Source organism: Streptomyces sp. ISL-98 (genome assembly GCF_018614055.1).
Lineage (GTDB): Bacteria > Actinomycetota > Actinomycetes > Streptomycetales > Streptomycetaceae > Streptomyces > Streptomyces spiramyceticus.
In genome coordinates this window covers 1-13,487 of the sequence record NZ_JAGGPB010000021.1, presented here as the reverse complement: position 1 = coordinate 13,487, position 13,487 = coordinate 1, and the positions used below count along the sequence as shown (strand labels likewise).

Annotated in this window: 8 protein-coding genes; 4 read left to right on the top strand and 4 right to left on the bottom strand. The window is 71.1% G+C overall.

Annotated features, from left to right (window positions below):
* Window positions 1-20: 20 nt before the first annotated feature.
* Entirely contained in the window at window positions 21-1,451 is a 1,431-nt protein-coding gene (locus J7I98_RS15730; RefSeq protein ID WP_214921332.1) for an MFS transporter, read from the bottom strand.
* Between the two features lie 610 nt (window positions 1,452-2,061).
* Between J7I98_RS15730 and J7I98_RS15725 the strand changes: the two genes are divergently transcribed.
* Window positions 2,062-4,242, top strand: coding sequence for an asparagine synthase-related protein (locus J7I98_RS15725; RefSeq protein WP_214921331.1), 2,181 nt, complete (start codon window positions 2,062-2,064; stop codon window positions 4,240-4,242).
* Between the two features lie 173 nt (window positions 4,243-4,415).
* Here J7I98_RS15725 and J7I98_RS15720 read toward each other — a convergent pair whose 3' ends face one another.
* Together J7I98_RS15720 and J7I98_RS15715 are read right to left on the bottom strand one after the other, a co-directional pair.
* Window positions 4,416-6,353 carry a sigma-70 family RNA polymerase sigma factor gene (locus tag J7I98_RS15720; protein ID WP_214921330.1) on the bottom strand — a complete coding sequence of 646 codons (1,938 nt, stop codon included), beginning with the start codon at window positions 6,351-6,353 and terminating at the stop codon, window positions 4,416-4,418.
* A gap of 251 nt (window positions 6,354-6,604) precedes the next feature.
* On the bottom strand, window positions 6,605-7,414 hold the full coding sequence (locus tag J7I98_RS15715) for a TetR/AcrR family transcriptional regulator (protein WP_214921329.1): 810 nt from the start codon (window positions 7,412-7,414) through the stop codon (window positions 6,605-6,607).
* A 331-nt stretch (window positions 7,415-7,745) separates the two neighbouring features.
* Between J7I98_RS15715 and J7I98_RS15710 the strand changes: the two genes are divergently transcribed.
* Together J7I98_RS15710 and J7I98_RS15705 are read left to right on the top strand one after the other, a co-directional pair.
* Window positions 7,746-9,086 carry an NAD(P)/FAD-dependent oxidoreductase gene (locus J7I98_RS15710; protein ID WP_214921328.1) on the top strand — a complete coding sequence of 447 codons (1,341 nt, stop codon included), beginning with the start codon at window positions 7,746-7,748 and terminating at the stop codon, window positions 9,084-9,086.
* A 162-nt stretch (window positions 9,087-9,248) separates the two neighbouring features.
* Window positions 9,249-10,976 (top strand): ATP-binding SpoIIE family protein phosphatase, encoded by a 1,728-nt coding sequence (locus J7I98_RS15705; RefSeq protein ID WP_214921327.1) that lies wholly within the window; start codon window positions 9,249-9,251, stop codon window positions 10,974-10,976.
* Window position 10,977: 1 nt separating this feature from the next.
* On the opposite strand, the gene J7I98_RS15700 is transcribed toward J7I98_RS15705, so the two are convergent.
* Entirely contained in the window at window positions 10,978-12,270 is a 1,293-nt protein-coding gene (locus J7I98_RS15700) for an MFS transporter (protein WP_214921402.1), read from the bottom strand.
* A 150-nt stretch (window positions 12,271-12,420) separates the two neighbouring features.
* On the opposite strand from J7I98_RS15700, the gene J7I98_RS15695 reads away from it, so the two are divergent.
* Entirely contained in the window at window positions 12,421-12,978 is a 558-nt protein-coding gene (locus J7I98_RS15695) for a MarR family winged helix-turn-helix transcriptional regulator (RefSeq protein WP_214921326.1), read from the top strand.
* Window positions 12,979-13,487 lie beyond the last annotated feature (509 nt).

The following is a 13,487-nucleotide window of genomic DNA, read 5'->3' as shown; positions in this document are numbered from 1 at the left end:
ACCGAACCAAGCCCGGAGTGCTACGCCGGCGCCACCAGCAGCGGCCGCGCCCGCTCCCGCAGCTCCGCCACCCGCGGCTCGTCCCCGTACGGCTCCAGCCGGTGCAGCAGGTCCCGTACGTACTCCGTCGTACGCGCCGACGAGATCCGCCCCGCGACCTCCACCGCCCGCGTACCCGCCGCGCACGCCGCGTCCAGGTTCCCGGACTCCAGTTCGGCCACGGCCGACACCACCAGGCGCAGCCCGTGCGAGCGTACGAACTCCTCCGTCGGCCGCGACAGCGCCTGCTCCGTGAAGCGCCGTACCTGCCGCGGCGCCTTGAGGTCGCGGTAGCACTCCGCCGCATCGGCCGCGAACCGGTCGTACGAGTAGAAGCCCAGCCAGGACGGGTCCGCGTCGCCTTCCCGCGCCCGCTCCAGCCACCCCTCCGCCGCCTTCAGCGCGGCCCCCGCCGCCTGTGCGTCGCTCGCCTTCGCGTGCGCGCGCGCCTCCACCAGACGGAAGAAGCTCATGGTGCGGGCGGTGGCAAGGCCCCGGTTCCGCTCCAGGGCGGCCTGGGCCAGGTCGACGCCCTCGTCGGCGAAACCGCGGTAGGTCGCCTGGAGCGACATCGACGCCAGGATGTACCCGCCCAGCGGCACATCGGCCGCTGCCCGCGCGAGCCGCAGCGCCTGGATGTAGTACCGCTGGGCGGCCTCCTGCTGCCCGGTGTCGAAGGCCATCCACCCGGCCAGCCGGGTCAGCTCGGAGGTGGCGCCGAAGAGGGAGCGGCCGACGTCGTCGGTGTACGAGCCGAGGAGCAGCGGGGCCGCGTCAACCCGTAAGCACTCGGGGACCATCGACGAACGCCAGTCCCCGCCCCCGTACTTGGAGTCCCAGCGCCGCGCGTCCTCCGCCGCCTCCCGCAGCTTCGCCACATCGCTGTGCCCCACCCGCAGCGGCGTCGCGTCCGACGCGCTCTCGTCGGCCGTGGAGTCGCGCGCGACGGACGAGTCGGCCGGGGTTATGAGCCAGCGGGACGCGGGCGTGGCGTACGCACTGACCGCGAAGGACCCGGCCAGCGACTGCCAGATGCCCCCGCCGCCGGCCCGCCTGCCCGCCAGATCCAGCCGGTACAGCTCGGTCGCCGACCGCACCGCCGCCGATACGTCGCGCGGGAAGGCGAGGCCCACCTCGGGCGCCGGGTCGGCGTCGGCCAGGCCGATCTCGTGCAGCGGCACGGGACGGCCGAGCTTGGCGCCGATGGCGGCGGCGATGAGGTGGGGCGCGGCGCCCTGCGGCACCATGCCCTTCGACACCCACCGGGCCACCGACGTCTTGTCGTAACGAAGTGTCAGGCCGCGCTGCGACCCGAGATCATTGACCCGCCTCGCCAGGCCGGCGTTGCTGATTCCCGCGAGGGCGAGAACCGTGCCGAGCTTTTCGTTCGGCCCGCGTTGCTCCCTGGACATGCGCCACCCCTCGACACAGACGGCCGTCCGGCGGGACATACCCGGCTTTCCCGCCCGCACAACCACGCGGCCAGCCCAGCCGGTATATGCGCCCCGCGCAGGACATCAGGAAACCCAGCGTAGTTCTCCGCCTCCCGACCGTTAAGAGGGGATGTTCCGTATGGCGAGATTGTTGTAGTTACAGAAATGCTCAGGGCACCTCCCGTGCTCCCGCTGTGTGGCCGTGCGCCCGGCCTGCGCTCTCGCCCGGCCGGGACGGGAGCGCTTCCATGGGAGTTGCGTGGGTCGGCCCGCTGCACTGGATCCAGTGGGCTGGGGGACACCGCCGCCTACATCCCCGCGGGCGGCGGACCGGTCCGGGAGGTGAACAGCGCCTCCCGGACTGTGCGTTCACCCGTGGCTTCGGTGCACTCTCAGAATGGCTGAATGGTGCCTGTCGCCCAGAGACGCCGAAGTCCTTTGCGCAGCGGGCGCATTGACTTGCCCGCACGCTCTCCGTAGACCCTCCTGCAGCCCGTTGTCGTGGCAGCATGGTCCCGAAGCCGGTTCGAAGCTGATTCAAGCTGCTTCGGTACGTGCGTTTGGTTGTCCACAGGCTGTGGAGGCGGCGATGCGGTGGTTGGTGGGGTGGAGCAGTGTCGCCGCCAGCTTTGGGACAGTGGGAGCGGTCGGCACGCCCGGTTCGGCCGGCGCCGCCAACGGCACGCATGCGCCCGGCAGTTCGTATGCGCCCGGCAGTTCGGACGAAGAGTCCCGCACTGTGCACCCTGTCGGCTCCCAGCTCCTGTGGGGCGACCCCGACCCCCTGTGGGCCGTCGGCGACTGGCGCCCCGACGAGGTCCGCACCATCGGCGTCGACCCCTTCACCCGCCTCGCCGTCCTCGGCTGTTGCGGAGCCTCCGACGAAGAACTGCGCGTCGGCCTCTTCGCGGCGCGCGGCGGCGCACTGCGGCATCTGACCGCCTGGGCCGGCAGCTATACGGTCGTCGTCCAGGCTGGCCGCCGCGTCACCGTGGTCGGTGACCTGGCAGGAGCCCGCCCCGTCTTCTACACGCCCTGGGCCAATGGCACCGCGTACGCCACCGCCGCGCTCCCGCTCGCCGACCTCATCGAGGCACAGCTCGACATCGGCCACCTCGCGGCGCTGCTCGCATGTCCCGACGTACCCGAGGCGCTGCGCGACGGCACTCCGTACGCCGGAGTACGGCGCATCCCTCCCGGGCACGCGCTCGTACTGCGCGAGGGTTCGCGCGAGATCACCGGTTACGAGCAAGTGGCATCCCTGGCCGTCGCCGCCCCCCAACTCGACCCGCAGCGCGCCGTGGACGGCGTCCGCGAGGCTCTCGTCGAAGCCGTACGGGCCAGACTCACCGCACCGCGCCACGCCCCCGAGACTGTGCCGCCCGACCCCGGGCCCGTGCCCGGCATGGGGCCCGCCGAGCGCCGCGCCGCCCGGGGCGGGCCCGTACCGGGCATCGGCGCCGACCTCTCCGGCGGCAGCGCCTCCGCCACACTCGCCCTCCTCGCGGCGGGCCTGCCCGGCCTGCCGGGGACCGTCCTGGGCCACGGCACAGGCGCCGGAGAGCGCCTGCTGGCCGTCACCTTCAACGACCTGGCCGCCGAAGGGCCGGGCCGCGAAGCCGAACTGGAGCGAGCCGGGGCCATCGCCGCCAACCCGCGCCTGCACCACGTCGTCGTCGCAGCCGGCGAAGAGGCCCTCCCGTACGCCGACCTGGACAGCGGCCCGCTCACCGACGAGCCGGGGCCGTCCCTGGTCACGGCCGAGCGCCACCGCCGCCGCCTCGTGGCGGGCAGCGCCGACCACTTCACCGGCAACGGCGCCCGCCAGGTCCTCGACGCCCACCCCGCCCGCCTGGCCGACCTCCTCATGGACCGCAGACGGCGTGATCTCCTGCGCCCCGTGGCCGCCCTGGCGAAGGTCGAAGGCCCCTCGGCCCACTCTCTCTTCATCCCGCTGACCGTCTACCGCGCCGCGCGCCGTCTTGCCCGTACGCCGTACCGCGCGGGTATCGAGGAGGCTGCGGTCCGCCTGAAGGAACGCCGCTTCGACGAGCCCGGCGCAAGGGGCGCAGGCAACGGCACAGGCGGCGCACTGGACGCCTCGCTGGCCGCCCTCGCGTGGACCCGGCCGGGCCCGGCCGCGCGCTGGCTCACGGGCGAGGCACTCGCAGAAGTATCGGTTCGCCTCCGGGAGTCGGCCCTCAGGCCCGCGTCCGTACAACGCCCCGGCGAGGCCCGGGCGCGAGCCGCCCTGGCCCGCGCAGCCGCCGACCACCGCGTCTTCGAGCAGGCGGCGGAGGTGCGCAGCCAGCGACTGCACGCCCCGTTCCTCGACAACCAGGTCGTACGGGCGGCCCGCACCCTCCCCGAATCCCTGCGCGTCCAGCCGGGCGCCCGGGCCGCAATCCTGCGCGCGGTCCTGTCCGGCGCAGGCATCCAGGACCTGCCGCCCGGCTGGGGAGCCACGTCGCACGCCTCCTCGGCAGCGGCGGCCCGCGCCGGACTGCGCGCCGCCGTCGGCGACTTGATCGCACTGTTCGACGCACCGCTGCTGGCCGACGCGGGCCTGGTCGAGGCCCGCGTCGTACGTAAGGCACTGCGCGCCGCAGCCGACGGCGAGCCGGTCCCGCTGGACGGCCTGGCGGACCTGGTGTCCACGGAGCTGTGGCTGCGCCGCCTGGTGTCGCGCCGGGGCACATGCTGGACGGGCACGGCGGCCCCACGTCAGCGAGCGGTGGCGGGCGGAGTGCCGCCGAGGCGTGCACTCTGACGAAGCGGGCTGAATTCAGCCCGTCCGGCGTTTGAGGACCACGCCCGAAGGGCGTCCGGGGTCTGGGGGCTTGCCCCCAGTTTCGGGAAGGGGCGGGGAGGGGAAAGTGCCGCAGGCAGCCCGCACCGCACCCGCACCCGCACCGCACCGGACACGCACCCGCGCCCCCGCGGCTACTCACCACCGCAACTGATCCGCGACTGCGCCCAGTCGGCCAACGCCATCGACTCATGCGCAAGCTCCGGCTCGGCGACAAGCCGAATCGCCTCGCGCCCCGAGACGTCCGCATGAGCCGGCACAGCCGCCTCCCCCGCCCGCACCACCCGTGACTGCCAGAGCAGCGCCCCATCCCCGTACAAAGAGAAGCGCACCGCCCCAAATCCCATGGTCATGTCGTCGACACCGACCAGCGCGTCATACGTCGCGCACTTCCGGTTGAGGTCGATGGTGACGGACGACTCCGCATGCACCGTCACCCCGTGCCCGTACTGCACACCGCCGATCGACATGCCCCAGCGCTGCCACAGCCAGCTGCTCCCACCGAGCCGCACCTCGGGCTTGGTGTGGTCGCCGAAGGTCCCGTACTCCAACTTGTTCACCTGGTAGACGACCGGCGCAGGAGGCGGCGGGGGCGGCGGCTTGGGAGTGGGCTTCGGCGTCGGCGTGGGGCTCGGCTTGGGCGGCGGAGGCTTCGGCGCAGGCGGCTTCGGCTCCGCCGTGGACGGCGTCGGCTTCGGAGTAGGGGGCGGCGACGGCTCCGGCGGCGCGGGCGGCGCAGGCTCGGGCGCCGGAGGCACAGGCGGCTCGGGCGGCTCCGGGCTCGGCTTCTGCGGCACGACGGGCTGCGCGACCGACGGCTTCGCCACCGGCGGCTTCGGCTTGGGCTTCCCATCCTCGCCCGCGAGGGCGAACACCACCCCGGCGGCCACCGTGACCGCCACCGCCGCCGCGATCGCCGCCTTCGCCGGCGCACCGAGCGCCTCCCCGCCGACGGCGCCTGCCGCACCTCCCGCCGAACTCCCCCCGCTCGCGGCCGCCGCAGCACCCGCACCCGCAGCCCCGGCAGCCCCCGCAGCGCCACCTGCCACCAGCCCGGCGGCCTTGATCGCGTACCCGCCGGCGAACCAGCCGATGACCGCGACCGGAAGCAGCGCGGGAATCCCGGCGTTGACGTCGCTCAGCTCACCGGCGGCCACCCGGCAGTTCGCGCACTCCTCCAGATGCTTGCGCAGCCCCCGCTCGGCCCGCATCCGCAAACCGCCCCGGGCATACGCGCCCAGCCGGTCGGCATACCGCGCGCAGTCCCCGCCCGCCGTGAGCGCGGTGCTCACATGTGCCTGGAGGTACGCCTGCTTGAGGCCCTCGCGCGCCCTGCTGGCCAGCACCGCCGTGGCATTGGCGGTCAGCCCGAACAGCGGAGCCACTGCGCTCGGCGACTCCTCCTCGACCGTGGTGTGCCAGAGCACGGCCTGCCAGCGCTCCGGCAGACTGCGGAAGGCCTGCATGGCCAGCGTCTGCTCGGCCTCATGCATGGCCCGTACATCGGCGCCCAGCTCCAGCGTGTCGTCGTCCGAGACCTCCGTCGAGCGCGCGGACTGCGCCGCGAACAGCGCGAAGTCCTCGACCAAGTGCTCACGCTTGGCCGTCTTCGTCCACGCAGCGGCCACACGCCGCACCGTCGTCAGCAGGTACGCCCGTACGGCCTGCTCCGGGCCCGTGCCCCTGCGTACCGCCTGCAGCGTGCGCGCGAAGACTTCGGCCGTCAGGTCGTCGGCGGTGTGCGCGTCCCGGCAGCAGGTTCGGGCGTACCGCCGCACTGCTCCCGAGTGCCTCCGGTAGAGCTCCTCGTACGCACTGTCGTCGCCGCCGCGCATCCGCTGGATCAGAGCGGCGTCGGAGGACGGCGTGCGCTGCATGGGCACGACGCTCACGCCATCACCGTCGGCACCGCCATCACCGGCAGGCGGCCACGGCCCCGGCAGTACGGTCCCGCCCCCGGCGTCACCATCTGTCCGGCCGGTCCCACCCTGGCTCGGCACCTGCGGTGAAGGCAGCGCCTCCGGCTCCGCACCGGCACGGTCGAACGGCTCGTCCCGCCCTTCAACACCCATAGCGGAAGCCCCCGTAAGCACCCTCGGACCGGAACACGGCCAAGAATCCCACAGAGCCCAACAGGGTCAGCCGGTCAGACCCGGCAACCACTCGTCCGAGGCGTTTTCCCGGAAGAGAGCACTAGCGCTCACCCGATCGGGGAACGTTCAACAAGTTCAACACCCCCCGTTCAGCAAGTCCCGCACAGCCGAACGGCTCGCCCGCCCACCACCAGGCGGACGAGCGAGCCGACGGACAACAGCCGAACTCCCTACGCAGGCCTGGACCGCAGCCCCTCCAGCAGGATGTCCAGCAGCCGCGTCGAAGCCGCCGCCTGCTGCGCCGCATCCGGCAGCGAAGGAGCCGCCGTGGCTATCACCAGCAGCACATCGGCCACCGTCACATCGCCACGCAGCTCACCGGACGCACGCGCCCGGTCCACCAGCCGGCCCACGACTTCGAGCAGCGCCGCGGCGCCCGCGTCGTCGCTCTCGTCGCTGTCCGCCACGAGGCCCATGGGCCGCTGCTCGACCAGCCGCAGATCCGGCCCCGTCGCAACGCCCGGCTGCCGCTGCTGCGGCACCCTGGCCTCTTCCAGCGCGACAGCCGACCTGTCTGCACCGATACCGGCACTGGCACCGCCACCGACACCTGCGTCAGCGTCGACATCGACGCCCACCCGCAGCACCTGCGGCGGCAGCAGCCGGCCCGCGCCGGACGCCACCGAAGTACGCAGGAAACGGGACAGCGCCGACCACGGCTCGTCCTCCTGCCCCAGGGCCGTACGCGCCTGGTCGGTCAGCCGGGAGGTCTCCTCCTCGGCTATACGGCGCACCAGTACGTCCTTGCTCGGGAACCGGCGGTAGACCGTCCCGACCCCGACCCTGGCCCGTCGCGCCACATCTTCCATCGGCGCCCCGTAGCCCAGCTCGCCGAACACCTCGCGAGCGGCCCGCAGTACATGCTCAAGATTGCGCTGTGCATCCACGCGCAGCGGCGCGGAGCGGGATCCTCCCGTCCCCGCGCGCACGTTGCCGTCCGAAGCGACGGCAGTTTGCCAATGAGAGTCCTGAATGTGCATCAGCGTTCCCCCGGTAATGATGTCTCCCCCCGGAGACTCCCCGCCCTGACAGTCGGCCGGGACCGCATACCCGGCCGCCCCGACGAGATACGAACATAGTTGAGCGGGGGTGGATTCAGAAGGGGGTTGTTCCGCACGGAGCGTCCGCCCGAACGGAGTATGGGCCAGAACCTTCCTGATTCGGCCCCTTCCCACCCCTCGTCCTCACCCCCTGACCTGCAAACCTTCCGATGTGGCGAGGAATTTCCACACCCCGCGCCACGCAAGACCTCCGGTCACACAATTTGCCGGGCCTGTGGACAAACTCCTGAGGGCGTTGCGTCATGGGACAGTGAATGAACCTGCGCGCATTCTCGTTGTCGGCGGCGGCTACGTCGGGATGTACACCGCGCTGCACCTCCAGCGGAAGCTGAGGAGCGGCGAGGCCGAGGTCATCGTGGTGTCGCCGGACCCCTATATGACCTACCAGCCGTTCCTGCCCGAAGCCGCGGCCGGTTCCATCTCGCCCCGCCATGTCGTCGTCCCGCTCCGCCGCGTACTGAACAAGTGCAAGATCGTCATCGGCGAGGCCAAGTCCATCGACCACGCCAAGCGCACCGCGACCGTGACCACCCTCGCCACCGAGGAAGAGGGCACCGGCGCCATCGAGATCACGTACGACGAACTCGTCCTCGCGCCCGGCTCGATCTCCCGCACTCTCCCCATCCCCGGTCTGGCCGACTACGCCATCGGTTTCAAGACCGTCGAAGAGGCCATCGGCCTGCGCAACCACGTCATCGAGCAGATGGACATCGCCTCCGCCACCCGCGACCCGGCCGTCCGCGACGCCGCGCTCACCTTTGTCTTCGTCGGCGGCGGATACGCGGGAGTCGAAGCGCTCGGCGAGCTGGAGGACATGGCCCGTTACGCCTCGCGCTACTACCACAACATCAAGGCCGAGGACATGAAGTGGATCCTCGTCGAGGCCTCCGGCCGCATCCTCCCCGAGGTCGGCGAGGAGATGGGCAAGTACGCGATCCGTGAGCTGCGCAGCCGCAATATCGACGTACGCCTGGAAACCCGCCTCGACTCCTGCGCCGACCGTATCGCCGTCCTCAGCGACGGTTCCCGCTTCCGCACCCGCACCGTCGTGTGGACCGCGGGCGTCAAGCCGCACCCCGTCCTCGCCGCGAGCGACCTCCCCCTGAACGGCCGCGGCCGCCTCTCGGCCACCGCCAGGCTCACGATCGAAGGAACGGAACACGCCTGGGCGGCCGGAGACGCCGCCGCCGTCCCCGACCTCACCGCGGACGAGCCGGGCAAGGAGTGCGCGCCCAATGCCCAGCACGCCGTACGCCAGGCCAAGGTCCTCGCCGACAACCTCCTGGCCTCACTGCGCGGCGAGCCGCTCAAGAACTACGAGCACAAATACGCCGGTTCGGTCGCCTCGCTCGGTCTCCACAGAGGCGTCGCGCACGTCTACGGCCGTAAGCTCAAGGGCTATCCGGCCTGGCTGATGCACCGTACGTACCACCTCAGCCGGGTGCCGACCTTCAACCGGAAGGCCCGGGTCCTCGCCGAATGGACACTCGCGGGACTCTTCAAACGCGAGATCGTTTCACTCGGCTCGCTGGAACATCCGCGCGCCGAATTCGAACTGGCGGCGGGTGCGGAACCCCCCAAGACGAACTGACGACTGTCAGTGCGGTCGGTCACACTGGACGTGTGACCATAGGTGGGCCCAGACCTGCACAGAGTGACCCGCTGCAAGCACCACAAGCGAGACAGCCGAGACAGCAGAGACAGCACAGCCCCAACAGCGACAGCAACGCGACACCATGAGGCTTGAAAGTCAGTGAACTTCACGCGCTGGAGCGCCCGGCTCCCCGGAACGCAGCGCCGCGCGGCAGCGCGGACCGACCGCGGCTCCGTGCCGGCAGCCCGAGGTGAGTACGGCAGGCAGCCCGAGCACGGGTCCGACGCGCCAGGAGAAGGCTCCCTGCCCGCCCTGGCGGGCCTCTCCGTCCGCGAGATCCTCGGCAGCGTCCCCGCCCTGGTCGCTCTCGTGTACGGACCCGAGCACCGTGTCGCGTACGTCAACGACGCCTACGCCGCAGCCTTCGGCCACCGCGAGCCGGGCGACCCCGCCGCGAGCGCCCTCCCCGAGCTCGAAGAACTGGGCCTGCTCCCGCTCCTGGACCAGGTCCTGCGCAGCGGCACGCCCCGCACCGTCAAGTCCCGCAAGGTGCCCAAGGGCGGCTCGTACACGATCACGTGCACGCCCATCGAGATCCCGGGCAGCGAAACGCAGGGCACCGCCGAAGACGACGGAACAGACGAAACCGAAGGCAACGAAACCGAAGGCAGCGGAACCGAGAGCCACGGGCCCGAGGGCGGTGTCCTCATCTTCGCCACCGACGTCACCGACCACGCCGAGGCCGCCGAGCGGCTTCGCGCCAGCGAGCGCCGCCTGCGCGAGACCGCCGTGACCCTCCAGCGCTCGCTCCTCCCGCAGGAGCTGGAGCAGCCCGACGACCTCCGCATCGCAGCCACATACCAGCCAGGCGGTACGGATGCGGCGGTCGGCGGCGACTGGTACGACGTCATCACCCTCGGCGCCGGCCGTACGGCCCTGGTCATCGGCGACGTCATGGGCCGCGGCGTCCGCGCGGCCGCCGTCATGGGCCAACTCCGCACAGCGGTCCGGGCGTATGCCCGCCTGGACCTCCCGCCCCACGAAGTCCTTCAGCTCCTCGACGGTCTGGCCGCCGAGATCGACGCCAGCCAGATCGCCACCTGCGCGTACGCCGTCCACGACCCCAATGAGGGCCGCCTCGTCTACGCGTCGGCCGGCCACCTCCCGATCCTCGTCCGCGAAGAGGACGGCACGGTCCGCCGCGCCGAGGACCACACGGGCCCCCCGCTCGGCACGGGAGGCTGGCTCCACACCTCGGGCACGATCGCCCTCCCGCCCGGCTCCACCGCTGTCCTCTATACGGACGGCCTCGTCGAGCGCCGCCGCGAGGACATCGACGAGGGCGTCGCCGCGCTGGAGAGGGCCCTGTCCGGCGCCACCGGCACACCCCAGGTCGTCTGCGACCGCCTCATTCGCGCGCTGGGCGTCACCGCCGACCACGACGACGACGTAGCCGTCCTGGTCCTCCAGCACCCCACCCGCACGGGCCAGGACGCCGAGCTCTTCCACAACGCCGCGCTGGAGCTCCTCGGCGGCATCGAGGCGGCACCCAGGGCCCGCGCTTTCGCGACGGGAGTCCTGGCCTCCTGGCGTTTCCCGATGGAGCTCTGCGACCTGGGCGTACTGGCGGCGAGCGAGCTCGTCGCCAACTCCCTCCAGCACGGCACCCCGCCGATGCGCCTGCGTCTGCGCCGCACCGACCGCCGCCTGATCATCGAGGTGACGGACGGAGACGACCACCTGCCGCGCCGCCGCCGCGCCGAACCGGTGGACGAAGCGGGCCGCGGCATCTCGATCGTCGCGACGATCGCCTCGTCCTGGGGCAGCCGCCGTACGCCGGGAGGCGGCAAGGCGGTCTGGTGCGAATTCGCACTGCCCACGGCCTGATTCAGCCGGTCGGCGCGAGATCCTTCTCGGGCACGCCCGCGCCCGCGCTCGAAGCGACGACCAGCGACTTCGCGGGCAGCGGCCGGTCCTGAGCCGCCGTGAGCTGCTTGCCGAGCCGCAGCGCCAGGACGCTGATGCCCAGCGAGAAGACGATGAAGGTGAGGATGTACGGCGCGTGCAGCGACGCGCCCATCGGCCCGCCCACCGCAGGGCCGACGGCCAGCGCGAGCTGCTTGACCAGTGCGAAGGCCGAGTTGTACTGCCCGACCATCGAATCCGGCGCCAGGTCGGCGACCAGCGGCGCGACGGTCGGCGACAGCATCGCCTCGCCGAGCCCGAAGAGGGCGTACGTCGAGATGAACGCGGCCGTGGCCATCGTCTGGCTGCCGTGCCCAAGGCCCGCGTATCCCGCGACAATCCAGGCGAAGGCCCAGATGAGCCCGACCAGCGCGATGACGCGCGAACGCCGCCGCCGCTCGACCAGGCGCAGCACCACGAACTGCGCGATCACGATGACGGCGGTGTTGGCCGCCAGCGCGATCCCGAGCGTCGAGGGCTGGATCCCGGCCGCCTCGGTGCCGTAGGCGGCAAGACCTGACTCGAACTGCCCGTAGCAGGCGAAGAACAGCACGAACCCGAGCCCGCACAGCTGCACCATGGCCCGGTGCTTCAGCAGCGCCCGCAGCCCGCCCTTGGGCCCGGCGTCGTCCTGCGGCATGGCGCCGGGGATGACCACCGCGCGCGGCAGCTTGACGCTCGCACCGATCGCGGCGAGGACCAGGAACATCACCGCTTCAATGCTGAAGAGCAGCATGAAGCTGTCGGGCCGGCTCGCGTCGACGAGCAGACCGCCGATGAGACCGCCGATGCCGAGGCCGAGGTTCGCGAGGAAGAACTGCATGGCGAAGGCCCGCGTACGGGTGGCGGGCGTGGAGGACCACACGATCATCGTGGCGAGCGCCGGCTGCATGACCGCCGTACCGGCACCCAGCAGGGCGGCGGACAGCAGAGCCGTCGGCACGCTGTCGGAAAGCCCCATGAACAGGGCACCCGCGGAGGCGGTGACCGCGGCCGCCACGAGCACGGGCAGCGGCCCGCGCCGGTCGATGACCCGCCCGGTGAACGGCAGGACGATCAGGGCTGCCACCGCGAACACGGCGAGCACGACACCTGCCGTACTCGCACCGAGATCCCGCACCTGAGCCACGTACACATACAGATACGGAACGGTGAACCCCACACCGAACGCACTCAGCGCGTTCCCCATCTGAATCCGGTGCATCGCGGCACCCATCGCCCTGGTCACACTCACCTGCCTTGTTTCGAAGTTCGAAGTTTCGAAGAGAAGAGCTGAAGCCTGAAGACTTCAAAGCTAAAGTTAGATCCTCAACAGTACACACTGAAGGACTTAATGGCGAACGGCTGGCGTGCCATACTGCGCGGCATGCCTGAGACCCCAGAGCCGCCCGGCCTCCAGGAGCCGAGCCTCGACGAACAGATCGCCGCCTATCAGCGGGAGTACGGCGACCTGGACCCCCAGGTCGAGAAGGTCGTCTCGGCCCTGGGTCGCCTCAACCGCCGGATGAACGTCGCGTACGGCCGCCAGGTCGCCGCGCTCGGCATCAGCAACACCGAGTGGGAAGTCCTCAAGACCCTCGTGGTCTCCGGCGCCCCCTACCGCCTGGGCCCCGGCGAACTCGCGAAGCGCCTCGGCCTCACCCCGGCCGCCATGACCCACCGCATCGACCGGATGGCGGCCGACGGCCTGGTCACCCGGGACCGCGACGAGAAGAACCGCGTACGGGTGATCGTGGAGCTGACCGACGAGGGCCGCGCGAAGTGGCTCGAAGCGATGCGGATGGCGTCGAGCTTCGAGGAAGACCTGCTCCAGGACCTGTCGGGCGACGAGCGCGCCTCGCTCGGCGACATGCTGATCCGCCTGCTGCGCAGGGTGGAGGACGCACAGCCGGACGCCGGCGGACGCCTCACCGACCTGGACTGAACCGCCCTACGGAACCGGCCACTGGGGCGAGTTGACACGGACCCCGACGTTCCGTAAAGTTCTTCGAGTTGTCACGGAGCCGGAACGGTTCTGCGACACCACTCCCGCCGCGAATGCGGCAACCCAAACTCAGCACGAACTCCCGACCGGGACGATTTTCGGCATGCCGGAATTCATTCCATCGGCTCGATTATGAGCCGCCCGGGAAATCCGCTAGAGTTCTGGACGTCGGAACGGCCCAACAGCCGGAAAGACAAAACCCGCTGACTGGGAGTCAGGCCCGAAAGGATCTGATAGAGTCGGAACCGCCGGAAAGGGAAACGCGAAAGCGAAGAACTGGAAAGCACCGAGGAAGTCGGACACGAAAGAGTCTGATAGAGTCGGAAACACGAAATACCGAACGAAAGCCCGGAGGAAAGCCCGCGAGGGTGAGTACAAAGGAAGCGTCCGTTCCTTGAGAACTCAACCGCTTGCAAAAAGTCAACGCCAGATATGTTGATACACCGACC